Below are 23,497 nucleotides of genomic sequence, written 5' to 3' on the forward strand. Positions count from 1 at the left end.
TCGAGGGCCCAAGAAAATGACCGATATTGCAGCGACTGCACCCGTCCACGGCCACGATCATGCGCATGATGACCATGATCATAAGCCCGGCTTTTTCGTCCGTTGGTTCATGTCGACCAACCACAAGGACATCGGCACGCTTTACCTGATCTTTGCGATCGTCGCCGGTATCATCGGCGGCGTGCTGTCGGGCATGATGCGCCTGGAGCTTGCCGAGCCCGGCATCCAGTATCTGCATGGCTGGGCGCAGTTCTTTGACGCGTCTGCCGGCGATACGCAGGCGAAGCATTTCTGGAACGTGATGATCAGCGCGCACGGCCTGATCATGATCTTCTTCATGGTCATGCCCGCGATGATCGGCGGCTTCGGCAACTGGTTCGTGCCGCTGATGATCGGTGCACCCGACATGGCCTTCCCGCGCATGAACAACATCAGCTACTGGCTGACGACCGTCGCGTTCGTCATGCTCGTCGCGTCGATGTTCTACCCCGGCGGCAGCGGTCTTGGCGCGGGAACGGGCTGGACACTCTACGCGCCGCTCTCGACGACCGGTTCGGTTGGCCCCGCGGTCGACATGGCGATCTTCTCGGTCCACCTTGCAGGTGCGGCCTCGATCCTTGGCGCGATCAACTTCATCACCACCATCTTCAACATGCGCGCGCCGGGCATGACCCTGCACAAGATGCCGCTGTTCGTATGGTCGATTCTCGTGACCGCCTTCCTGCTGCTCTTGTCGCTGCCGGTTCTGGCCGCTGCGATCACCATGCTTCTCACCGACCGCAACTTCGGCACCACTTTTTATGATGCGACGGGCGGCGGTGATCCGGTGCTCTACCAGCATCTCTTCTGGTTCTTCGGCCACCCCGAAGTTTACATCATGATCCTGCCGGGCTTCGGCATCGTCAGCCAGGTCATCTCGACCTTCAGCCGCAAGCCGGTATTCGGCTATCTCGGCATGGCCTATGCGATGGTCGCGATCGGCGTTGTCGGGTTCATCGTGTGGGCGCACCACATGTTCACCGTCGGCATGAGCGTGAACCTCAAGATGTACTTCACCGCGGCGACGATGGTGATCGCGGTTCCGACCGGCATCAAGATCTTCAGCTGGATCGCCACCATGTGGGGCGGTTCGCTGAGCTTCAAGACCCCGATGGTCTGGTCGCTCGGCTTCATCTTCATGTTCACGGTGGGCGGCGTCACCGGCGTCGTGCTCGCCAACGGCGGCGTCGACACCAACCTGCACGACACCTATTATGTCGTCGCACACTTCCACTATGTGCTCTCGCTCGGCGCGGTCTTCTCGCTGTTCGCGGGCTTCTATTACTGGTACCCGAAGATGTCGGGCCGGATGTACAGCGAAACCCTCGGCCAGCTGCACTTCTGGATCTTCTTCGTCGGCGTGAACCTCATGTTCTTTCCCCAGCATTTCCTGGGTCAGCAGGGCATGCCGCGTCGTTACCCCGACTATCCGGAAGCCTTCGCTTACTGGCACCATATCTCGTCGATCGGCTATGCGGTCATGGCCGTCGGCATGCTCTTCTTCTTCGTGAACCTCGTCTACTCGATGGTTGCGGGCAAGAAGGCAGCGGACAATCCGTGGGGCGAGGGTGCGACGACGCTCGAATGGACGCTGTCGAGCCCGCCGCCGTTCCACCAGTTCAACGAACTGCCGCGTATCGCCTGATGCGATCGCCCCCTGCCCGTGCCGGCAGGGGGCGATCGTCATCGAGCCGGAGGATGAATTGGCGCAGAGCCTCACTCATGGTGAAATGACCTTGCCCGCCGATTGGCGCGACCTTTTCGCGCTGACCAAGCCGCGGGTGATGTCGCTCGTCGTCTTTACGGCGCTCTGCGGGCTGCTGGCAGCGCCCGGGCATGTGCACCCCGTCCTTGGCTTTTCCTCGATCCTTGCCATCACGCTCGGCGCCGGCGCGTCGGGGGCGCTCAACCAATGGTATGAGGCCGCGCTCGATGCGAAGATGAAGCGGACCGCGAGCCGGCCGCTTCCCGCGGGCCGCCTCGCCCCGCAGGCCGCGCTCCACTTCGGCGTCGGTCTTGCTGCCTTTTCGGTCTTCCTGATGCTTTTTGCCGCCAATTGGCAGGCGGCTGCGCTGCTCACCATTTCGATCCTCTTCTATGTCTTCGTCTACACGATGTGGCTCAAGCCCAGGACGCCGCAGAATATCGTGATCGGGGGCGCGGCGGGTGCCTTCCCGCCGCTGATCGGCTGGGTCGCCGCGACGGGTTCGATCGCGCCGCTTCCGATAATGCTCTTTCTCCTCATCTTCCTGTGGACGCCGCCCCACTTCTGGGCGCTCGCGCTGTTCGTGCGCTCCGATTACGCCGCGGCGGGCATCCCGATGATGCCGGTGGTCGCAGGCGAGCAGTCGACGCGGCGCCAGATCCTCTTCTACGCGCTGATCATGGCCGCCGCGGCGATTGCGCCCTGGCCGCTTGGATATACCGGCGCGCTCTATGGCTGGGCGGCGACGCTGCTGTCGGCCCTCTTCCTTCTGCTTTCGGTCCGCGTCGGACTGCGGCAGACCGACGCGGGCGACACGATGCAGCCCGAAAAGCGGCTCTTCGGCTATTCGGTCGCCTACCTCTTCCTCATTTTCACTGCGGTCGTGATCGACCATATGTGGGCGCTATGACCGACGATCCGACGCCTGAGCCCTTTGACGAGGCGGAATACCGACGCCGCCAGCGGAGCCGCGCCAATTTGATGGCGTGGATTCTCGGCGGTCTGGCGCTGCTCTTCTTTCTCATCACCATGGCGCGTATGGTGCGCTGATGAACAGTGACGCGATCCGCTCGAAGAATCTGCGTACCGCGGGCCTTGCAGCCCTGCTTGCGGCGGCAATGGTCGGACTGGGTTTTGCCGCGGTGCCGCTTTATAATCTTTTCTGCCGCGTCACCGGCTTCGGCGGGACGACGCAGCGCTACGATCCCGTCGCTGCCGCGGAGCAGCCCAAAGTGCTCAGCGACACGATTTCGGTCCGCTTCGATGCCAATGTCTCGCCGAAGCTGCCGTGGAAATTCCATCCCGAGCGGCCGACCGACACGGTGAGCATCGGTGCGCGCGACATGGCGATCTTCATCGCCGAGAATAATTCGCCGCACCCGGTCACGGGAACCGCGACCTTCAACGTCACGCCCGACCAGGCGGGCAAATATTTCACCAAGATCCAGTGCTTCTGCTTCACCCAGCAAACCCTGCAGCCGGGCGAACAGATTCGCATGCCCGTGCTCTTCTTCGTCGACCCCAAGATAAAGGACGACGTCGATGCGCGCGACATTCAGGAAATCACGCTGAGCTACACCTTCTACCCTGTGGACGAGGGCAAAAAGGCGAGCTAAGGCCGCGATCGAGAGTCTTCAAGGACCGGCGGGCGATGGGGAATCGCGATGCTGGGGCAGCTAAACGGGAATAATGACATGGCCGGTGCCAAACATCATGACTATCACCTCGTAAACCCCAGCGTCTGGCCGATGGTCGGCTCGATTGCGGCGCTCGTGATGTTCTTTGGCGGTGTGATGTGGATGCACACCGACCATTTCGGCGACGCCGGCAAATGGGTGTTTGGTCTCGGCGTTGCAGGCGTCATCCTGACCTTCTTCCAATGGTGGGCCGACGTGATCAACGAGGCCCATGCTGGCGATCATACGCCGGTGGTGCAGCTCCACCTGCGTTACGGCATGATCCTGTTCATCGCCTCGGAAGTGATGTTCTTTGTCGGCTGGTTCTGGGCGTGGTTCGATTTCGCGCTCTTCCCGGTACCGGTCGAGATCGTCGACGGCGCGGTTTCGTCGCTGTTCGGCCAGGACGGCGCGGCCGCGATCACCCAGTGGCCGCCTAAGGGCATCCACGTCATCGACGCTTTTTCGCTGCCGCTCCTCAACACGCTGATCCTGCTCTGCTCGGGCACGACCATCACCTGGGCGCACCACTCGCTGATTCACGGCGATCGGGAAGGGCTCAAGAAGGGCCTGTGGTTGACGATCATCCTTGGCGTCACCTTCAGCGCGATTCAGGCCTATGAATATGCCGAAGCGCCGTTCCCCTTCGGAACGATCAACTATACCTCGGCCTTCTACATGGCGACCGGCTTCCACGGTTTCCACGTGCTCGTCGGCACGATCTTCCTGATCGTCTGCCTGGTTCGCACCTACAAGGGCCATTTCACCCCGCAGCAGCACTTCGGTTTCGAAGCCGCTGCCTGGTACTGGCACTTCGTCGACGTGGTGTGGCTGTTTCTTTTCATCATCGTCTATGTCTGGGGCGGCTGGGGCGCGCCGGTCGCTGCGCACTAAGTTGCCGGAGAGCAATTCCAATCCGGAAGGGCAGCCGCCGATCGGGCGCGCTGCCCTTTTTGGCCTCTGCCCCCGTTGCGGCGCGCCGACGCTGTTCGAAGGGCCCGTCCGCTTCGCGCCGCGCTGCCGCGCCTGCGGGCTCGACTTTGGCGCCTATAATGTCGGCGACGGCCCTGCCGCCTTCCTGACGCTGATTATCGGTGCGCTTCTGATCGTGGCAGCGCTCCTCGTCGATTTCGCCTTGGAGCCGCCGCTATGGGTCCATGTCATCCTGTGGGTTCCCCTGACCGTCGCCGCGGTCGTTCTGGGGTTGAGGCTCGCCAAGGCGGCGCTGCTCGCAAGCGAGCATCAGCGACGGGCCGCCGAGGGCCGCCTCGCCGGGAAGGATGAGCATGACTGAGGCCGCCGCGCGCCGCTGGCCCCTCGTCCCGACGCTGCTCGTGATCGCAGCTGCCGCGGTCATGGTCGCGCTCGGCGTGTGGCAGCTGGAGCGCAAGAGCGAAAAGGAAGCGCTTCTCGCGCTTTACGAGCGCAACCGCGCGATGTCGGCGACGGTTGCCTATCCCGAACTCCCGCCGGTCGACGACGCCATGCTCTTCCGCAAGAGCAGCATCGTCTGCCTCGAGCCCGTACGCTGGGATCCGCGAAGCGGCACCGACCGCGAGGGCAGGCCGGGGATCCGCATGGTCGCCGATTGCCGGACCGGCGCCGAAGGGCCAGGCGTACTCGTTGATGTGGGGACTGCCGACAGTTTCACGCCGCCCCGGTGGAGCGGCGGGCCGGTTGCCGGAACGATCGTACCCGGGCCTGAACAGCCCGGGCTGATAGCCCGGCTCACAGGAAGGGCGACGCCCGCGCGCGCGATGCTCGTCGCCGACACGCCCCTTGAAGGCCTGCGCGCGAGCGCGGTCCCGAACGGCGCAGACGTGCCCAACAACCATCTCGCCTACGCGGTGCAATGGTTTCTTTTCGCCGCCGCGGCCCTCGTCATCTATGTCCTGGCGGTTCGCCGCCGCTTGCAGCGCTGACGTTCGCCCGCTAGGCGCTGGGCCGCCATGGACTATATCAGCACTCGCGGCTCTGCGCCGACCCTCGACTTTCGCGCCGCCACGCTTGCTGGCCTTGCCAGCGACGGCGGCCTTTATGTGCCGGTCGCTTGGCCGCGCCTTAGCGCCGAAGAGATCCGCGCACTCGCCGAGCTCGACTACACCGAGACGGCGGTGCGGATCATGACGCCTTTCGTGGCGGGGGTGCTCGGTGAGGACGACCTGCGCCGGCTGTGCGCGGCTGCCTACGGGCGCTTCGGCCATGACGCGGTCACCCCGCTCGTCCAGCTCAGCCATCGTCACTGGTTGCTCGAGCTCTTCCACGGCCCGACGCTTGCCTTCAAGGACGTCGCGCTCCAACTTCTCGGCCAGCTTTTCGAAGCCTTTCTTGCCGGCGGCGACACCGACATCACGATCGTCGGCGCGACCTCGGGCGATACGGGCTCGGCGGCGATCGAGGCGGTCGCGGGCCGCGAGCATATCCGCATCTTCATGCTCCACCCCGAAGGCCGCGTCAGCGACGTGCAGCGCCGCCAGATGACGACGGTGCTCGCGCCCAACGTTCACAATATCGCGATCGACGGCAGCTTCGACGACGCGCAGGCGATGGTGAAGCGATTGTTCGGCGATGAGGAGGCGCGCGGCGCGCTGACGCTCTCTGCAGTGAACAGCATCAACTGGGCGCGGCTCATGGCGCAGATCGTCTATTATTTCTACGCCGCCGTCCGCCTCGGCGCCCCCGACCGCGCGGTGGCGTTCAGCGTTCCCACCGGCAATTTCGGCGATGTTTTCGCAGGCTATGTCGCAGCCCAGATGGGGCTGCCCGTGGCCAAGCTGGTGGTTGCGACCAACGTCAACGACATTCTCCACCGCGCATTTGCGAGCGGCGATTACAGCGCGGGAGCGGTGACGCCGACCGCAACGCCGAGCATGGACATTCAGGTCAGCAGCAACTTCGAGCGGCTGCTCTTCGACCTGTCAGGGCGCGACGGAGCAGCGATCGCGGGCATGATGGATGCATTCGACAAGAGCCGCGCGATGACGATCCCCGCCGACATGCTGCGCGGGGCGAGCAGGCTATTTTCGAGCGCGCGGGTCGATGGAGATGCGATGGCGCTTGCGCTGCGCTGGGCGCAGGAGCGCGGCGGGCAGATCATCGATCCGCACAGCGCGGTCGGGCTGGCGGCCGCGCGCGATCTCGACATTGACCCTGCGGTACCGGTGGTCACGCTCGCGACCGCGCATCCGGCAAAATTTCCCGATGCGGTCGAACGCGCCACCGGGGTGCGCCCGCCGCTTCCGGCGCGGCTTGGCAATCTTTTCGACCGCGAAGAGCGTTACGAAAAGCTTGCTGGCGACTATGACGCGGTGAAGGCCCATATCCTCGCCGAAGCCGCCCGTGGCTGACCTTCTTCCCCTGCGCACGCTCGTTGGCGAGGCGTGGGACGATTATGGACTGGTCGACAGCGGCGGTGGACGCAAGCTTGAGCGCTACGGCCGCTTTCGGTTCATTCGCCCCGAACCGCAGGCGATGTGGGCACCTGCGCTCCCTCAAAGCGCCTGGGAAGAGGCCGACGGCGAGTTTGTGCCGGCTTCGGACGAGGACGGCGGCGGCCGCTGGTATTTTCACCGGCCTGTGCCGGCAGAGGGCTGGCCGCTTTCCTGGCGCGAGACGCGCTTTACCGCCTCCTGCACGCCCTTTCGCCACCTCGGCTTCTTTCCCGACATGGCGCCGGTCTGGGACTGGCTGCGCGAGCGCACTGCGGACAAGGCCGATCCCGCCTTTCTCAATCTTTTCGGCTACACAGGTGTTGGCAGCCAGGCGCTCGCTGCGTCAGGGGCGGCGGTGACCCATGTCGATGCGTCGAAGAAATCGGTCGCGCAGGCGCGCGAGAATGCGGCGGCCGCGGGAATGGCGGACCGGCCCATACGCTGGATCGTCGACGATGCGGGAAAGTTCACCGCGCGCGAGGTCAGGCGGCGCCGCCGCTACGACGCGGTCCTGCTCGACCCCCCGAAATTCGGACGCGGTCCCAATAATGAACGCTGGCAGCTCGAGGAAGGGCTCGCGCCGCTGCTCGCCGATTGCCGCCAGCTCATGGATGCGGACAGCCGCGCGCTCTTCCTCACGGTTTACGCCGTGCGCCTGTCGGCGCTCGCCATTGGCGAGCTCCTCGCGCAGACCTTCAAGGACCTTCCGGGCACCGTCGAGTGCGGTGAGCTTGCGGTGCGCGAGGAGACGAGGGGGCTCCTTCTGCCCACCGCCATATTTGCGCGCTGGAGCCGCTAGCGCTCCTTCAAATGCTGTTTGAGGCGTCGAGCGCATAGCCCGCCGAGCGCACGGTGCGGATGATGTCGGCGGTGCCGGGGAGGTTGATGGCCTTGCGCAGACGCCGGATATGGACGTCGACCGTCCTCAATTCGATATCGCTGTCCTGCCCCCACACGCTGTCGAGCAATTGCGCGCGCGAGAAAACGCGCCCCGGATGCTCCATGAAATGGCGCAGCAGGCGGAATTCGGTTGGGCCTATATTCACGATGCGCTCACCGCGCACGACCTTGTGCGCAACCGGGTCGAGCTTGAGGTCGGCGTAGCTCAGCAATTCCCCCGCGAGCGCGGGGCGAAGCCGGCGCAGAACCGCCTGGACGCGCGCGACGAGCTCGCGCGGGCTGAACGGCTTGGTCACATAATCGTCGGCACCGGTCTCAAGGCCCCGGATACGATCCTCCTCCTCGCCGCGCGCGGTGAGCATGATGATCGGGATATTGGCGGTTGCAGGCTTGCGCCGGAGACGCCGGCATACCTCGATGCCGGGCAGACTCTCGATCATCCAGTCGAGCAGGACGATATCGGGAACGCGCTCCTCGGCCAGGATGAGCCCCTGTTCGCCATCGGGGGTCTGGCGGACCGAATAGCCTTCGCGCGCAAAATGCCAGACGATAAGCTCGGCGATCGCCTCATCATCCTCGATCAGCAACAAATCGGGCTGCGGCATGGGCCTTACTCCTGCTCCGCGGCGCCATCTTCGGGCTGCTCACCGCGCTCGCGCTCCTCCATCCGCTCGCCGGTGACGGCATAATAGACCATCTCGGCGATATTGGTCGCATGGTCGCCCATGCGTTCCAGATTCTTGGCGACGAACAAAAGATGCGCGCTCTCGGTAATGTGACGCGGATTTTCCATCATGAAGGTCACAAGCGTGCGAAAGATGCTGTTGTAGAAATCATCGACCGTCTTGTCGCGCACCGTCACTCGCAGCGCGAGCTCGGTGTCGCGCGCGGCAAAGCTGTCGAGCGCGTCGTGGATGAGCTCGGCGACGAGCGAGGACATCGAGGTCAGCAACGGGATCGCCTCGATCGAGCGCGCCGGATCCATCAGCGCGACACGTTTTGCAATATTCTTGGCATAATCCCCGATGCGCTCGACGACCGAGACGATCTTCAGCGCCGCGATCATTTCGCGCAGGTCGTCCGCCATCGGCGCCCTTAGCGCGATGGTCTGGACAGCGAGCCGTTCGACCTCGGTTTCGAGCGCGTCGATCGCCTTGTCGCCTTCGACCACCTCGGCCGCGAGAGGACGGTCGCCGTTTGCAAGCGCGGACATCGCCTGGATGAGCGCCTGCTCGGCGCGCCCGCCCATCTCGCTGATCAGCCCGCGCAGGCGGTTGAGATCGGCGTCGAAGGCCTTGACGGTATGTTCGTTGATGATTGCCATGCTGTGCGTCCTTTCGCCCGCGGCCGATCAGCCGTAGCGGCCCGTGATATAATCCTTGGTGCGGTCCTGCTTCGGGTTGGTGAAGATGTCGGCGGTCTTCCCATATTCGACCAGCGTCCCGAGGTGGAAAAAGGCCGTGCGCTGCGACACGCGCGCTGCCTGCTGCATATTGTGGGTGACGATCACGATCGCATATTTGCCGCGCAGTTCGTGGATCAGGTCCTCGATCTTCGCGGTCGCGATCGGGTCGAGCGCCGAGCAGGGTTCGTCCATCAGGATCACCTCGGGATTGACCGCAATCGCGCGCGCGATGCAGAGGCGCTGCTGCTGCCCGCCCGAAAGCGCGGTGCCGCTTTCGCCGAGCCGGTCCTTGACCTCGTCCCAGAGTCCTGCGCGCACCAGCGCGCGCTCGACGATGAGGTCGAGGTCGGCCTTGCCCGCGGCGAGGCCGTGGATGCGGGGGCCATAGGCGACATTGTCATAGACCGACTTTGGAAAAGGGTTCGGTTTCTGGAAAACCATGCCGACGCGCGCGCGCAGCTGCACCACGTCCATCGAGGGCGCGTAAATATCTTCGCCTTCGAGCGTGATCTTGCCTGTGACGCGGGCGCTTGCGAGGGTGTCGTTCATCCGGTTCAGCGAGCGCAGAAAGGTGGATTTCCCGCAGCCCGAGGGGCCGATGAAGGCGGTGACGAGATCGGTGCCGACATCGATCGAGACATTGTTGATCGCCTGCTTGGCCCCGTAGAAGACATCGACGCCCTCGGCCTTCATCTTGGGGTTGGCGATAGTGAGTTCGTCGTGGGTCATGGTCACCAGCGTTTTTCAAACTTGTTGCGAAGATAGATGGCAAGTGCGTTCATCGACAGCAGCACGATCAAGAGCACGATGATCGCCGCCGAGGTTTTCTCGACAAAGCCGCGGTCGACCTCGTCCGACCAGAGGAAGATCTGCATCGGCAGCACCGTCGAAGGCGAACAAATGCCTCCCGGCACGTCACCGATGAAGGCGCGCATCCCAATGAGGAGCAGCGGCGCTGTCTCGCCGAGCGCGCGGGCCATGCCGATGATCGTCCCGGTCAGGATGCCGGGGAGCGCGAGGGGGAGGACATGATGGAACACGACCTGCACCGGACTCGCGCCGACGCCGAGCGCTGCATCGCGGATCGACGGCGGGACCGCCTTGATCGCATTGCGGCTTGCGATGACGATCACGGGCATCGTCATCAGCGCGAGCGTGAGCCCGCCGACCAGCGGGCTGGCCTGGCAAAGTCCGAACCAGTTGATGAACACCGCGAGCGCGAGCAGGCCGAAGATGATCGAGGGCACGGCGGCCAGATTGTTGATCGAGACCTCGATGAGGTCACTCCAGCGGTTCTTCGGCGCATATTCTTCAAGATAGAGCGCTGCGAGGACACCCGTCGGGAAGGCGATCAGAAAGGCGATGATGATCGTCAGCACCGATCCCTTGAGCGCCCCCCAGATGCCGGCGAGCGCGGGATCGGTCGCATCGGCGTTGCGGAAGAAGGACCAATGGATGTGCCTGGCAAGCTTGCCTTCCCTCGTCAGTGCGTCGACCCGCGCGCCGAGCGCGCCTGCCGCGCCTTCCTTGGCGGCGATATCGACCAGGGAGGAGGCGGGAAGCTCGAAGACGCTCTTGGCGCGAAGCAGGGCTGGGTCGTCCTTGATCGCGCGGCGCACGTCCTTCCATGCATTATCGCTGATCAGCGCGGATCCGTTCTCGCCGAGCGCCTCGTCGGCGGCGAGGGCGACGATCTCGGCAAGCCCGGCGTTCGCGATCAGCTGATCGGCGTCAGGGTCGCCGAGCCGCGAGGGCTCGACGGGCAGCGGCGTGGCCGTGAAATCGATCGGCACGGCGACATGGGTGTAGGTGAAGCCGCGCGCACCATTTCCGACCATGACGGTGAGCAGGAAGGCGAGAAAGAGAGCGGAGAGGAGCACGGCGCCAAGCCCCATCGCCTTGAACCGGCGTTCGGCAGCGTAGCGCGCCGCGATCCGCCTTTGCATCGCGGGGGCCTTCCAGTCGGTCGGGGCGGTCTGTCTATTCATAGGCTTCGCGATATTTCTTGACGATGCGCAGCGCGGCAATGTTGAGCAGCAGCGTGACGAGAAAGAGCACGAGGCCGAGCGCGAACGCTGCCAGCGTTTTCGCGCTGTTGAACTCCTGGTCCCCGGTGAGGAGTTTTACGATCTGCGCGGTCACGGTGGTGACGCTTGCAAAAGGGTTGGCGGTGAGGTTGGCCGAGAGGCCTGCGGCCATGACAACGATCATCGTCTCGCCGATGGCGCGGCTTACTGCGAGCAGAATGCCGCCCATCACGCCGGGGAGCGCCGCGGGTATGAGCACCTCGCGGATCGTTTCGTTCGGCGTTGCCCCGAGCGCCAGCGACCCGTCGCGCATCGCCTGCGGCACGGCGTTGATGCTGTCGTCGGCCATCGACGAGATGAAGGGGATGATCATCACGCCCATGACAATGCCCGCGGCGAGCGCGCTTTCGCTCGAGGCGTTGGGTACCCCCAGCATCGCTGCAAATTCGCGCAGGGCAGGGGCGACGGTGAGCGCGGCGAAATAGCCATAAACTACCGTCGGCACGCCTGCGAGGACCTCAAGGCACGGCTTCACCCATCGCCGTACGCGCGGCGCGGCATATTGGGTGAGATAGACAGCGGTCATCATGCCGATCGGTATCGCGACGATCATCGCGATGATCGCGCCGATCAGCACCGTACCCCAGAAGAGCGGAATGCCGCCGAAGGTGCCGGGCTGCGGCGCGCCGCTTTGCGGGTTCCAGTGGGTACCAAAGAGCAGTTCAGCCGGCGAAACGAGGCGAAAGAAGCGGATCGATTCAAAAAGAAGCGACATCACGATACCGAAGGTCGTGAGGATCGCGACGAGCGAGGCGAGGAGAAGCATCGCCATCACGATCCGCTCGACCCGCGAGCGCGCGCGCAGGCCGGGCCCGACCCGCGAATAGCCATAAAGTCCGCCGGCAAGCGCGAGCGCGAGCATTGCCCCGATTCCGATCGCGCCATAGCGCTGCGCCGCCTGCCGGTAAGGCTCGACGAGCGGCGCTGCGGCGGGAAGCCGTACGGCCGCCTGCCGCCCTGCAGCCGTGCTGCGTGCATCGGAGAGGATCGCCCCGCGCTCGAAGCCGAATTCGGGCAGGCCTTGTGCTGCGGGGGTCTCGAGCACGGCGCTTGTGACCAGCGCGGGCGACACGCTCGACCAGAGGGCAAGGAAAAGGGCGGCGGGCGCGAACAGCCACAAGGCGACGTACCAGCCATGATATTGCGGGCGCGAATGGAGCTTCACTCCCGCGCGTGCGGCGAGCAGCGCGGACCGCGCCCGGCCGGCAAGCCAGCCGATCAGCGCGAGGCCGACAATCACGAACAGGAGAGCAGGGGCGTTGAAGGTCACTTGGCTTTCCTTGACCGGCCCGCCTCCCGCTCGGATCGAGCGGAGAGGGGGCTCGTCTCGTCTTCTACTTCAGCCCCGCCCCATCGAGCGGCGTCATATCCTTCGCTGCAGCCCGCGCTGCCTCGGCGACGCTCTTTGGCGACACGATCAGTCCCTTGGCGGCCAGATAGCCCCCCTCGCCCGCGCCATTGACAAATTCTCTGACATAGTCCGCGAGGCCCGGAACGACGCCGACATGCGCCTTTTTGACATAGAGGAACAGCGGCCGCGATCCGGGGTAGCTGCCGTCGGCGATCGTCGCATAGGTCGGCGCGACACCCTGCACCGGCACCGCCTTGATCTTGTCCTTGTTCGCATCGAGGTAGGAAAAGCCGAAGATGCCGAGGCTCTCCGGGTTCTTGTCGAGCTTCGAGATGATGAGATTATCATTCTCGCCCTGCTCGACATAATAAGGCGCACCGCGCAGGTTGGTGCAAACCGCCTCATGCTGCTCCTTGTCCTTGTCCTTCAGCGACTTCATGTCGGGGTTCGCGTCGCAGCCGCGGGCGAGGATCAGTTCCTTGAACGCATCATAGGTGCCGCTTGTCGATGGCGGGCCAAAGACCGAGATGCCGACCGCGGGGAGCGCGGGGTTCACATCCTTCCATGTCCTCGCCGTGTTGGGCTTGCCATAGGGGTTTGCGGCGAGCGCCTTGTAGACATCTTCCTCGGTGAGCTTGAAGCCCGGTCCGCGTGCCGCCTCGCCAAGAGCAATGCCGTCGATTCCAATCTGGATTTCGACGATTTCGGTCACACCGTTCGCGGCGCAGCGATCGAACTCCGACTTCTTGATCCGGCGCGACGCATTGGCGATGTCGGGTGTGTCGCCGCCGAGGCCGGCGCAGAAGCGCTCAAAGCCGCCGCCGGTCCCCGTGCTGTCAATCTTGGGTGTCTTGTTGCCGGTGGCCTCCGCAAAGGTCTCGCCGACTGCAGTGGCGAAGGGGTAGACCGTCGAGGAGCCGACTGCGCTGATATAGTCACGTGCGCCGCCGCCCATGGACGCCTGATCCTGACACGCGGACAGTGCCAGCGCGGCACATGCGACGCCTGCGATCAAAGCAAATTTCTGCAACATGACAATGTCCCGTTGGGGGTCGCTTCCAAACCAAGCCGCCACCCCCGCGGGCGACTTGCCGAGCCGCCAATGGGACATTTGTGTGACGGGTTTGTGACAGCGTCTTTAGGGGAAGCTGCTCGCCATGGGGTCCTGACCGCCGCCTGACCCTATCTGGCGAGCAGCGGCGCCAGATATTGCCCGGTAAAGCTGCGCGGTTCCTTCACCACCTGCTCGGGCGTCCCCGCGGCGACGATTTCGCCCCCCTTGACCCCGCCTTCGGGGCCGAGGTCGACGATCCAGTCAGCGGTCTTGATGACATCGAGATTATGCTCGATCACCACCACGCTGTTGCCCTGGTCGACCAGCGCCTGCAGCACTTCCAACAGCTTGCGCACATCCTCGAAATGAAGCCCGGTGGTCGGCTCGTCGAGGATATAGAGCGTCTGCCCGGTGGAGCGCCGTGACAGCTCTTTTGCAAGCTTCACGCGCTGCGCCTCGCCGCCCGAGAGCGTCGTCGCCTGCTGCCCGACCTTGATATAGCCAAGCCCCACGCGGCAGAGCATCGCCATCTTGTCGCGAATCGCCGGGACCGCCTTGAAGAAGTCGGCCGCATCCTCGACCGTCATGTCGAGTACGTCGGCAATGCTCCTGCCCTTGAACTTCACCTCCAGCGTTTCGCGGTTGTAGCGTTTGCCGTGGCACGTCTCGCACGTCACATAGACATCGGGCAGAAAGTGCATCTCGATCTTGATGAGGCCGTCGCCGGTGCAGGTCTCGCAGCGTCCGCCCTTGACGTTGAAGCTGAAGCGCCCCGCCTTGTAGCCGCGTGCCTGCGCCTCCGGCAGGCCCGCGAACCAGTCGCGGATCACCGTGAAGGCGCCCGTATAGGTCGCCGGGTTCGACCGCGGGGTGCGGCCGATCGGCGACTGGTCGATGTCGATCACCTTATCGCAATGCTCAAGGCCCGTCAGCGCGTCGTGCGGTCCCGCGACCAGCCGCGCACCGTTGAGCGTCCGCGCCGCGCTCGCATAGAGAGTGTCGATGACAAGGCTCGACTTGCCTGAGCCTGAGAGACCCGTGACGCAGGTGAAGGTGCCGAGCGGGATCTTCGCGGTGACATTGCGAAGATTGTTCGCCCGCGCGCCCTGCAATATGAGGTCAAAGCCATTGCCGGGACGGCGATGCGCCGGGACTTCGATCTTCTTCGCGCCCGTCAGGTACGCAGCCGTCAGGCTCTTCTTGTTCGCAAGGACCTGTTTGAGCGTCCCTTCAGCGACGATCTCGCCGCCGTGGACGCCGGCGCCGGGCCCCATGTCGACGACATAGTCGGCGCTTCGAATCGCATCCTCGTCATGCTCGACGACAATGACGGTGTTGCCGAGATCGCGGAGGCGCTTGAGCGTCGCGAGCAGCCGGTCGTTGTCGCGCTGGTGGAGGCCGATCGAAGGTTCGTCGAGAACATAGAGCACGCCCGACAGCCCGCTGCCGATCTGGCTGGCAAGGCGGATACGCTGACTTTCGCCGCCGGATAGGGTGCCGCTCGTGCGGTTGAGGTTGAGGTAGTCGAGCCCGACATTGTTGAGGAAGCCAAGCCGCTCGTTGATCTCCTTCAAGATCGCATGGGCGATCTGCTTTTGCTGATCGGCCAGTTTCTCCTCGAGCGTGCCGAACCAGTGGAGCGCATCGGCGACGCTGCGCCGCGCAGACTGGCTGATGTCCTCGCCCGCGATCCTGACCGCGAGCGGTTCGGGACGCAGGCGCGCGCCGTGGCACGTCTCGCACGGCTGCGCGGTCTGATATTTGCCGAGCTCCTCGCGCATCCACGCGCTTTCGGTCTGCAGCATCCGCCGGTTGAGGTTGCCGATGACGCCTTCGAATGCCTTGTGCGTCGTATATGTTCGGCGCCCGTCCTTGAAGGTCAGCTCGACGGGCTTGCCGCCGCTGCCATAAAGGATGATGAGCTGCACCTCGCCCGGCAGCTCCTGCCAGGGCGTCTCGAGCGAGAAGCCATAGGCTTTGCCCAGGCTCTCGAGAACTTGCATGTAATAGGGGGAGGGCGGGTTCGATTTTGCCCACGGCACCACCGCGCCCTTCTTGAGGCTCAGCGCATGATTGGGAACGACAAGCTCCGGGTCAAACTCGAGTCGCTCGCCAAGCCCGTCGCATGCGGGGCAGGCGCCCTGCGGTGCGTTGAAGCTGAACAAGCGCGGTTCAATCTCCGCGATGGTGAAGCCTGAGACCGGGCAGGAGAATTTCTCGCTGAAGATCAGGCGATTGTCGGGTATCCCGGCGCCCTTCATCGCGCCGCCCACCTCGCCCTCGCGCCCAGGAACCTTCGCGTCGGCCATGTCGACATAGGCGACACCTTCAGCCAGCTTCAGCGCCGTTTCGAAACTGTCGGCAAGGCGCGTCTCGATTCCTTCGCGCACGACGATACGGTCGACGACAACCTCGATGTCATGCTTGTATTTCTTGTCGAGCGCGGGGGCCTCTTCGATCTCGTAGAAGGTCCCGTCGATGCGGACGCGCGTGAAGCCTTCCTTCTGCCACTGCGCCAGTTCCTTTCTATACTCGCCCTTTCGGCCGCGCACGACGGGGGCAAGCAGATAGGCGCGCGTGCCCTCGGGCAATTCCATCACCCGGTCGACCATCTGGCTGACCGTCTGCGCCGAAATCGGCTCGCCGGTCGCGGGGGAATAGGGGATGCCGACGCGCGCCCAGAGGAGGCGCATATAGTCGTAGATCTCGGTCACCGTCGCGACGGTCGAGCGCGGGTTGCGGCTCGTCGTTTTCTGCTCGATGCTGATCGCGGGCGACAGGCCGTCGATATGCTCGACGTCGGGCTTCTGCATCATCTCGAGAAACTGGCGCGCATAGGCCGACAGGCTCTCGACATAGCGCCGCTGTCCTTCGGCATAGATGGTGTCGAAGGCGAGGCTCGATTTGCCGGAACCTGAAAGTCCGGTGATGACGATGAGGCTGTCGCGCGGCAGGTCGACGTCGACGCCCTTCAAATTATGCTCGCGCGCGCCGCGCACGGAGATGTGAGTGAGACTCATGGGAGAGGCTTGTTCCAGATTTGTTCTTGGTGCGCAAGGGGCCGCGTCGGATGAAGATAGGAATGCCGCGGCAGTGTCGCAATGGCCTGGATTTGGCGCTTTCGTCCTATACGCCGCACAGAATTTTTCATCTTCTTCCGGAGGATAGGATTTCGACGGGGGACATGATGGACATTAGGGAATTTGCGCTGCTGACCGCTGTTAGCGCGGCCGCGGCAGCTCTGGGGGGCTGTACGACGCTCAGTTTCGCGCCGCCACCGGTCGAGGTAGACAAGGTGATTTCCGAATCTCGGCCCTCGACTTGCCGTCAGCTCGGCCTGGAAGGGAGTCGCGCGATCGATCGGAATGTCGATGGGGCGCTCGAGCTGACGAACAATTTTCTGCGCGCCTACCGCTGCGCGGCGCACGAAGCCGCCGATGGGCGCCAGATGTTTCAGGTTCCCTCTTTCCTTGCAGCGATCGCCGCCGCGGTCGGCCCCACCTTCGGGCTGGACGACGATGGGCGGATCGCGGCGGCGGCAAGCGCCGCCGTGCTCGACCGCAGCAACGCTTATTATGCGCCGAAGGAAAAGGCGCAAATGCTCGATTCAGCGCTCGATGCCGTGCTTTGCGTGAAGACCGAAGCGGCCGGGATCAGCTTTTTCGACACGAGCACGGCTCAACCAGATCCAGCCGCCGCTGAGACCGCACAGGCCGTTCGGCAGGTCGCGGAGTCCGCCGAGCGCGCATCAGAAGCGCTGGGAGACCAGCTCGCGGCGCTCAGGTCGAAGAGCGCAAGTCTGTTGGGCGAGATGGGAGCAGACCCGCAGCGAGCAGAAACGAGCGCAGCGCTCGCCGAGGAGAGAGAGCGTGTCGATGCCATGATCAGGGATATCGCGGGCCGAAAGGGTGAAATCGATCAACAAGCTGCCACCTTGCGAAAGGAAGCCGCGCGTCTTGCGCAGCTTGCCGCAAGCCAGGTGCAGCCGAGCTTCCGCATCGAAAAGTCCGTGCCCGGAGGTACCGTCAAGATTGATGTGCAACGCCAATATTTCGAAATGGTCGCCGCGGCGCTGTTTTCGGTCGAGCGGGTCCTCGCGCAGCGACTGCGCGATGCCGGGAGCGCCTTTGATGCCGCTGGGATCGCGGCTGAACTTAAGGCGCTGACGACGGCAGAAGAGGCCGCAGACAAGGCCGTAGTGGCGGCCCAGAATTCGGCGGTCGGGGGCGGGGCCAAGGCATTTGTATCGGACGAAGCGAAAAATGCAGCGCTCGCCGAACTCAGCCTGGATGCGCTTCAACCCAAGCTGCAGGCATGTGTCGTGCGCGCCAAGATATGATGGGTTCCACCAACGCCCCCAAGGCTTCGACCGGTGCGCGCACCCTCGCTTGACCCGGGGTGACGGCGAGCGAAATTCCTCTGCCATGACCGCCGCTCCATTGGATGCGGCGACGGGGCCGAGGAGACGGGGTATGAAGCGAGCATATATAGGAGCCGCGACGGCCGCGCTGGCTGCCGCGCTGCCGGCTTACCCCTTGGTGGCGAATGGTATGGGGCGAAGCCGGCGCTCGTTGCCGAGGGCGGCGCGCCTGCCGCCGCGGACGCTCTGAGGATCGCACCCGCATCGGTTAAGCCGTCTATCCTGGCTTTGCGGGGGTAGTATCCTTGCGCCCCCGCACGGCCAGCGCGCCCAGCGACAAGGCGGCGCCCGCGATCACGAAGAGCGCGGGAAAACCACCGAGCACCGACATCATGCGAATGCCGTCGATACCCGATGCGGCGACGAGGACGATCGCAACGAGGCCGACGGTCGTGCCCCAGACGATCTGGACGGCGAGCGGCGCCTCGGGCGCTTCGGGCGAGATGCCGTGCGTCGAAAGCGCGCTCATCGCCGAGACATTGGCATCGGCGCCGGCGACATAGGAGAGGAAGATCGCAAAGAGTACGGCCGCAGTCACGAAGGAGCCGCCGCCCAGCGCGTCGAAAAGGCGGAACAGTACGGGATCGGGTCCCTCGCTCGCGAGGATGGCATAAAGGCTTGCACCGCTATGCTGATCGATGGCGATCGCCGCGCCGGCAATCGCCGTCATCCAGAGCGCGCCGAACAGCGCAGGCAAGACAAGGTTCATCAAGATGAAGGCGCGCACGGAATAGCCGACCGCGAGCCGCCCGAGAAACAGCGCAGTCACCGGCGCCCACGCGAACCAGTTCGCCCAGTTGAAAATCGTCCACTGCCGATGCCAGTCGGCATCGACGTCGAGCCCGAGGTTGCGGGGAATGAAGGTGCGCACATAGTCCGCGCCGCCGCTCAGCGACAGGGCGAGCATCTCGGTGAGCGGTCCTGCGGCAAGCACAAAGGCGATGATGGCGAAGAAGAGCCAGGTGTTGAGGACCGACAGGCCCGCTATCCCCTTTTGGAGCCCGGTTGCGGCCGAAATCAGGAAACTCGCGACGATCAGCCCCGCTATGGCCCAGCGAAGCGGCACCCCGCCCACAAAGCCGCTCAGCCCCTCAACGCCGCCGGCAAGCGACAGGATGCCGGCGCCGAGCGAGGCTGCCATTCCGGCGACGAGCGCGTAGAGGCAGAGAATGTCGACCGCCGTGCCGACCGGCCCGTGCGCGCGCTGGCCGAGCAGCGGCACGAAGAGGGAGGAGAGACGAAAGGGCTCGCGCCAGTTGTAGTAGATGATGGCGAAGGCGAGCGCGGCAACCGTGTAGATCGCATAGGGCGTGAGGGTCCAGTGCAGGAACATTGTCGACATGGCGAAGGTCGCCGCGCCATCGCTGCCCGGCACAAGCCCCAGCATTTTGGGAGGCGCGTTGAGGTGGAAAAGCGGCTCGGCGACGCCCCAGAAGAGGATGCCCGTCGCGATTGTGGTGCACAAGGTGACCGCGAACCAGCGCCAACGGCCGAGCAGCGGCTTTGCGTGGGGGCCGCCGATGATCGACCCGCCGTAGGGCGAGAGTGCGATCGCCGCGAGCAGCGCGAGAAAGAGAACGCTCGCGACCGTGAAGACGGGACCGAAGTGCAGCAATATCCAGTCGTTGGACGCGGTTTCGGCAGCGAGAAAGGCGGGCCCTTGCCACAGGCTTGCGGCAAGCGCGGTCGCAAGCACCGCAAGGGGGATGAGGAAGACCGGGCGGTTGATCGAGCGGGGCGCGGGCGCTGTCATGAAGCCGCCAGCATGACGGGGCGAACAGGAGGCGTCAAATTGGGCGAGCGAGGGGAACGCAATTTGGGGCGAGGCGTTCTCGGGCAGTTGTTGCAAGGTAAAGAAGGAGGCGCTTCGATGACAGGAGCGATTTTGACAGCGATGGGCACTCTGGCGCTGCTCGGCGCGGGATCGGCCGCTGCCTTTGAGGGCGCGGCGCAAGCGCCGCCGGCTGAGCAGACCGAAAGCGCGGCCGGCGACCTCGATGCTGTGGCCGCTGACCTTGCCAAGGACAAGGAAGCCCCCGACGGCACCACGGCGGAGGAGCGCGCGAACACCGCGCGGCTCAACGCGGAGCAGGCCGCGCGCGCCAAGGCCGAGAATGTCGCTTACGAACAGCAGGTCGCTGCGATCGCCCAGGAACAGGCGGCGGCTGAGGCTGCCTATGCCGAACAGACCGCCGCGTACGAAGCGGAGAAAGCACGGGTCGCCGCCGAGGCCGCCGCGCAGCGCCAGCAATGGGAAGCGGACGTCGCCGCCTGCAGGGCCGGCGATATAACGCGCTGCGCCCAGCCCGCTTCGCCGCCGAAGCCCTAGCTCAGCCCCTTATTCGCTGGCGGCCGGAATGGGAACGGCGACGGGGCGAGGCGCCCCGGGAACCATATCGTCGGAAAGGACGATGAGCCCAGGGCCGCCCGCCGCGCGCGCGTCCGGCGCGGAGGGGAGCGGGGGCGCAGCGTCTTCAAAATTCCCTCCATAACGATACCCATCCTCGGCCGCCGGAGGCGGCGCATAGTCGAGGAAAACTGCTTCAGGCGGATCAAAGGCATCGACCCCATAAGCGGTAAAAGCACGCGTCGGCGGCACATATCCCGCAGCGCAGCCATCGCAGAGCGAGGCCGGCAGGACGTCGGCGCCGACAGCGTCGGGATTGCTGCTGAGCTCTGCAAAACTCGCGTGCGCCGGGCTTGAGGCGGCGAAGCGTTCGCCGGCGACAAATTGTCCAAGCAGGATTCCGCTGATGGCTCCTACGCCAGCGAGGAGCAGGCCGGCGAGTGCCGCTTTGGCGAGCGCGTCTGCGCTGTGTCGTGATCCCCCATGCCGGGCCATGCGGGATATACGCTTCGCCCTGCGCAGAAGTTGCACGCCCTTGCAGCCGGCCATTCGTCGATGCCTGAACGCCTTTCGTCTCCCCATCGAGAGGGCGCCGTGACCCGTCGAACATCGCAAGCAACTGCCGTGCGATGGGGGCATCACCACCGTGCGGGATAGGAGGCAGCGGTCTCCCCGGTCCGGGCCCCCTATTCCGCATCCCCCTGGTTCGAAAGGACTATTTCAATGGCGAAACTTCCCCTCATATTCCTCGCGGTTCCCCTTGTCGCGACCGGCGCACCCGCGGCGGCGGCCGAGGACGGCGCGGGGCGGCACGTCCTGGTGTCCTATAGCGACCTTGATCTTGCGAGCGCCGATGGACGCCGAAAACTGACCGCGCGCGTCAAGCGCGCATCGCACGAGGTTTGCGGAGGCCGCTCGACGGTCCGCCAGAACCTTAACGAGATTCTGGCGTACCGCGAATGCCGCGCCGCGGCGATGCGGAGCGCTGAACCCCAGCTCGCCAGCCTGTTCTCAGGCCAGAAGCTGGCGGACGGAGGTCCCTTGCACGTGGCGGCTAAATGACCGATCCGTGCCGGAAGGCGGTCATGCTTTGCGCATGACCGCCTTCGCGCCGTCTAAGGCTGCATGATCGTCTTGACGTCGTGGAGATAGGTGCGGCCGATACGGTGAAGGCCGCCTTCCCCAAGATCGACGCTCCAGGCGCCGTCGCCATGGTGCTTCAATCCGACAATGCCATCGCGGCGGACCATTTTCGAGCGGTGAATCCGCATGAACTGGTCGGGGTCCATCCGCGCCTCGAGCGACTTGATCGTCTGGTGAATGAGCCAGCTGCGGGTGCCGACATGAAGCCGCATATAGTCGCGCTCGGCCTCAATGAGGTCGACCTGGTTCGCGTCGATGCGCAGCATCTCGCCGCGATTCTGGACCCAGAATTCGCTGATCCATCGGCTCTTGCGCGCACGGCCATGGTCTGTCGCGCGCCATTCGCGCACCCGTGCCAGCGCCCGCGCAAGGCGATCGGGCGATACGGGCTTGAGAAGATAGTCGACCGCGGCGACGTCGAAGGCGGCGACCGCATAGCGGTCGAAGGCGGTTACGAAGACGACTGCAGGGGGATTGTCGAGCTTGTCGAGCGCGGAGGCGACCTCGAGCCCGTTGAGGTCGGGCATCGCGATATCGCAGAGCAGGAGGTCGGGCGCGAGCGCCTCGACCATCCGCAGCGCCGAGGCGCCGTCGCTTGCAGTTCCCACCAGCGATACATTGTCCTGCTGCCCGGCAAGAATCTGCAGCCGCTCGATCGCGAGCGGTTCGTCGTCGACGATCAGGGTTCTCAGCGTCTGGGTCATGTCAGCAGCCTTCGCGGGAGAGCGGCAGCCACAGCGAGACGAAGAAGCCGCCGCTGTCCGAGCGGCCCCATTCGCAGCCCGCCGCGGGGCCATAGCGGGTCAAGAGGCGCTCGCGGACGTTGCCGAGACCCACGCCCGTGCCAGGCTCGGGCATCGGAACCGAGGGGTCGACGTCATTCTCGACGCGCAGCACGAGCAGACCGAATTCGTGGCTCGCGGCGAGACGCACGCCGATCTTTCCCTTGCTGGGCGCGACGCCATATTTGAGCGCATTCTCGATGATCGGCTGGAGGATCAGCACCGGAACGCAGGCGCCTTCCAGATCGGAAGGCACCTCGACCTCGACCTGCAGCCGGTCGGGAAAGCGGGCCTGCTCGATGTCAAGATAGAGCCGCTGGAGGGCGATCTCCTCGTCGAGGCTGACAAATTGCTCGGGATCGATGGCAAGGCTCGTGCGCAGGAACGCCGACAAATTCATGATCATGGCTTCCGCCTCGGCCTTCGACCCGCGCATGACGAGGGTCGAGAGCGAATTGAGCGTGTTGAACAGGAAGTGCGGATTGACCTGGTAATGGAGCGCGCGGAGCTGCGCGTTCTTTGCCTCGAGGCGATAATTGTTGGCGCGCCGCTCGACCGCGCGCATCTCATTGGCATAGCCGAAGGCAACGTAGAGCGCCGCCCAGACGGCGAAGAAGAAATACCAGCGGATCGAGCTGTCGAGGATCAGCACCATTTCCCACGCGACGGGGAATTTGGCCTGCACCTCCGCGATGATCTTGTGCGTATCCTCGGATGGGAACCAGTAAAAGAAGACGAGCAGATTCACCGCCGCGTAGACGATGACCAGCGGGATGGCAGCGCCCATCGCGGTCGCGAGCCGCGCGCCGAAGCTGCGGGGCTGGACGCGCTGGAGCAGCTGATACAGCAGGAAGGTACAAAAGATTCCCGCGGCGACAACGATTGCGCGGCGGCCGACATACGCCCATTGATCGGGCGCGCCCGACAATAGGGCAAGGCCGGTGGTGATGAGGAAATAGAGCAGCCACATTGCGACGATCGAACCGATCGCGACGCGCGGGTTGACGCGCGCATCGGAGGCGCGCCAGTCGGGGGCGGCGGCGAGGAACCGCGCGCGCTTGTCGCGCTGCAAGAGGCGGGGGTCAGACGGGTTCATGATCCCTCCCTATCGCAGGGCGTCGGCCAAAGACCAGCGCGCTCTTCGCCGCCAGTCGAAG

Annotated in this window: 23 protein-coding genes; 12 read left to right on the plus strand and 11 right to left on the minus strand. The window is 64.7% G+C overall.

The window, feature by feature from the left end:
• Window positions 1–16: 16 nt before the first annotated feature.
• The 9 genes from ctaD to B5X69_RS06430 all read left to right on the plus strand — a co-directional run bounded on the left by ctaD (window position 17) and on the right by B5X69_RS06430 (window position 7,650).
• Window positions 17–1,684, plus strand: coding sequence for a cytochrome c oxidase subunit I (gene ctaD / locus B5X69_RS06395; RefSeq protein ID WP_079637864.1), 1,668 nt, complete (start codon window positions 17–19; stop codon window positions 1,682–1,684).
• A gap of 85 nt (window positions 1,685–1,769) precedes the next feature.
• A complete protein-coding gene (locus B5X69_RS06400; protein ID WP_079637865.1) occupies window positions 1,770–2,654 on the plus strand; it encodes a heme o synthase in 885 nt (294 codons plus the stop codon).
• Complete coding sequence (locus B5X69_RS21355; protein WP_176141527.1) at window positions 2,651–2,794, plus strand: hypothetical protein; 144 nt, start codon at window positions 2,651–2,653, stop codon at window positions 2,792–2,794. The genes B5X69_RS06400 and B5X69_RS21355 overlap by 4 nt, the downstream gene beginning before the upstream one ends.
• The gene (locus B5X69_RS06405) at window positions 2,794–3,360 is read left to right on the plus strand and encodes a cytochrome c oxidase assembly protein (protein ID WP_079637866.1); all 567 of its coding nucleotides are present in this window, start codon (window positions 2,794–2,796) and stop codon (window positions 3,358–3,360) included. The genes B5X69_RS21355 and B5X69_RS06405 overlap by 1 nt, the downstream gene beginning before the upstream one ends.
• A gap of 78 nt (window positions 3,361–3,438) precedes the next feature.
• Window positions 3,439–4,314, plus strand: coding sequence for a cytochrome c oxidase subunit 3 (locus B5X69_RS06410; protein WP_079637867.1), 876 nt, complete (start codon window positions 3,439–3,441; stop codon window positions 4,312–4,314).
• A gap of 1 nt (window position 4,315) precedes the next feature.
• The gene (locus tag B5X69_RS06415; RefSeq protein ID WP_079638007.1) at window positions 4,316–4,714 is read left to right on the plus strand and encodes a DUF983 domain-containing protein; all 399 of its coding nucleotides are present in this window, start codon (window positions 4,316–4,318) and stop codon (window positions 4,712–4,714) included.
• Entirely contained in the window at window positions 4,707–5,342 is a 636-nt protein-coding gene (locus B5X69_RS06420) for an SURF1 family protein (RefSeq protein ID WP_139375690.1), read from the plus strand. Before B5X69_RS06415 ends, B5X69_RS06420 begins: the two co-directional genes overlap by 8 nt.
• A 27-nt stretch (window positions 5,343–5,369) precedes the next feature.
• Window positions 5,370–6,767, plus strand: a complete 1,398-nt coding sequence (gene thrC, locus B5X69_RS06425) for a threonine synthase (RefSeq protein WP_079637868.1) — start codon at window positions 5,370–5,372, stop codon at window positions 6,765–6,767.
• Window positions 6,760–7,650: a class I SAM-dependent methyltransferase gene (locus B5X69_RS06430; protein ID WP_079637869.1), complete on the plus strand. Its 891-nt coding sequence runs from the start codon at window positions 6,760–6,762 to the stop codon at window positions 7,648–7,650. Before thrC ends, B5X69_RS06430 begins: the two co-directional genes overlap by 8 nt.
• Window positions 7,651–7,657: 7 nt before the next feature.
• Here the strand turns inward: B5X69_RS06430 and phoB are convergent, their stop codons facing one another.
• The 7 genes from phoB to uvrA form a co-directional block, all read right to left on the minus strand.
• Window positions 7,658–8,356 carry a phosphate regulon transcriptional regulator PhoB gene (gene phoB, locus B5X69_RS06435; protein WP_079637870.1) on the minus strand — a complete coding sequence of 233 codons (699 nt, stop codon included), beginning with the start codon at window positions 8,354–8,356 and terminating at the stop codon, window positions 7,658–7,660.
• 5 nt (window positions 8,357–8,361) lie between these two features.
• A complete protein-coding gene (phoU, locus tag B5X69_RS06440) occupies window positions 8,362–9,066 on the minus strand; it encodes a phosphate signaling complex protein PhoU (RefSeq protein ID WP_079638009.1) in 705 nt (234 codons plus the stop codon).
• A 36-nt stretch (window positions 9,067–9,102) separates the two neighbouring features.
• Complete coding sequence (gene pstB, locus B5X69_RS06445) at window positions 9,103–9,885, minus strand: phosphate ABC transporter ATP-binding protein PstB (protein WP_079637871.1); 783 nt, start codon at window positions 9,883–9,885, stop codon at window positions 9,103–9,105.
• Between the two features lie 2 nt (window positions 9,886–9,887).
• Window positions 9,888–11,144 carry a phosphate ABC transporter permease PstA gene (gene pstA / locus B5X69_RS06450; RefSeq protein ID WP_079637872.1) on the minus strand — a complete coding sequence of 419 codons (1,257 nt, stop codon included), beginning with the start codon at window positions 11,142–11,144 and terminating at the stop codon, window positions 9,888–9,890.
• Complete coding sequence (pstC, locus tag B5X69_RS06455) at window positions 11,137–12,513, minus strand: phosphate ABC transporter permease subunit PstC (protein WP_079637873.1); 1,377 nt, start codon at window positions 12,511–12,513, stop codon at window positions 11,137–11,139. The genes pstA and pstC overlap by 8 nt, the downstream gene beginning before the upstream one ends.
• Before the next feature lie 64 nt (window positions 12,514–12,577).
• Entirely contained in the window at window positions 12,578–13,627 is a 1,050-nt protein-coding gene (locus tag B5X69_RS06460; RefSeq protein WP_079638010.1) for a substrate-binding domain-containing protein, read from the minus strand.
• A gap of 149 nt (window positions 13,628–13,776) precedes the next feature.
• Window positions 13,777–16,668 (minus strand): excinuclease ABC subunit UvrA, encoded by a 2,892-nt coding sequence (gene uvrA / locus B5X69_RS06465; protein ID WP_079637874.1) that lies wholly within the window; start codon window positions 16,666–16,668, stop codon window positions 13,777–13,779.
• Window positions 16,669–16,835: 167 nt separating this feature from the next.
• Between uvrA and B5X69_RS06470 the strand changes: the two genes are divergently transcribed.
• Entirely contained in the window at window positions 16,836–17,987 is a 1,152-nt protein-coding gene (locus B5X69_RS06470; RefSeq protein ID WP_139375691.1) for a hypothetical protein, read from the plus strand.
• Window positions 17,988–18,285: 298 nt separating this feature from the next.
• Here B5X69_RS06470 and B5X69_RS06475 read toward each other — a convergent pair whose 3' ends face one another.
• Complete coding sequence (locus B5X69_RS06475) at window positions 18,286–19,821, minus strand: BCCT family transporter (protein ID WP_079638011.1); 1,536 nt, start codon at window positions 19,819–19,821, stop codon at window positions 18,286–18,288.
• A gap of 117 nt (window positions 19,822–19,938) precedes the next feature.
• Here B5X69_RS06475 and B5X69_RS06480 point away from each other — a divergent pair, with 117 nt between their 5' ends.
• Window positions 19,939–20,397, plus strand: a complete 459-nt coding sequence (locus tag B5X69_RS06480) for a hypothetical protein (RefSeq protein ID WP_139375692.1) — start codon at window positions 19,939–19,941, stop codon at window positions 20,395–20,397.
• Between the two features lie 9 nt (window positions 20,398–20,406).
• Here the strand turns inward: B5X69_RS06480 and B5X69_RS06485 are convergent, their stop codons facing one another.
• Window positions 20,407–20,910 (minus strand): hypothetical protein, encoded by a 504-nt coding sequence (locus B5X69_RS06485; protein WP_079637877.1) that lies wholly within the window; start codon window positions 20,908–20,910, stop codon window positions 20,407–20,409.
• A 228-nt stretch (window positions 20,911–21,138) separates the two neighbouring features.
• Between B5X69_RS06485 and B5X69_RS06490 the strand changes: the two genes are divergently transcribed.
• Window positions 21,139–21,477: a UrcA family protein gene (locus tag B5X69_RS06490; RefSeq protein WP_079637878.1), complete on the plus strand. Its 339-nt coding sequence runs from the start codon at window positions 21,139–21,141 to the stop codon at window positions 21,475–21,477.
• Window positions 21,478–21,530: 53 nt separating this feature from the next.
• Here the strand turns inward: B5X69_RS06490 and B5X69_RS06495 are convergent, their stop codons facing one another.
• Window positions 21,531–22,262, minus strand: coding sequence for a LytR/AlgR family response regulator transcription factor (locus B5X69_RS06495; RefSeq protein ID WP_079637879.1), 732 nt, complete (start codon window positions 22,260–22,262; stop codon window positions 21,531–21,533).
• Between the two features lies 1 nt (window position 22,263).
• On the minus strand, window positions 22,264–23,436 hold the full coding sequence (locus tag B5X69_RS06500; RefSeq protein ID WP_079637880.1) for a sensor histidine kinase: 1,173 nt from the start codon (window positions 23,434–23,436) through the stop codon (window positions 22,264–22,266).
• Between the last annotated feature and the right edge of the window lie 61 nt (window positions 23,437–23,497).

Origin of the sequence: Sphingopyxis flava (genome assembly GCF_900168005.1) — a bacterium.
In the GTDB taxonomy this organism is placed as follows: domain Bacteria; phylum Pseudomonadota; class Alphaproteobacteria; order Sphingomonadales; family Sphingomonadaceae; genus Sphingopyxis; species Sphingopyxis flava.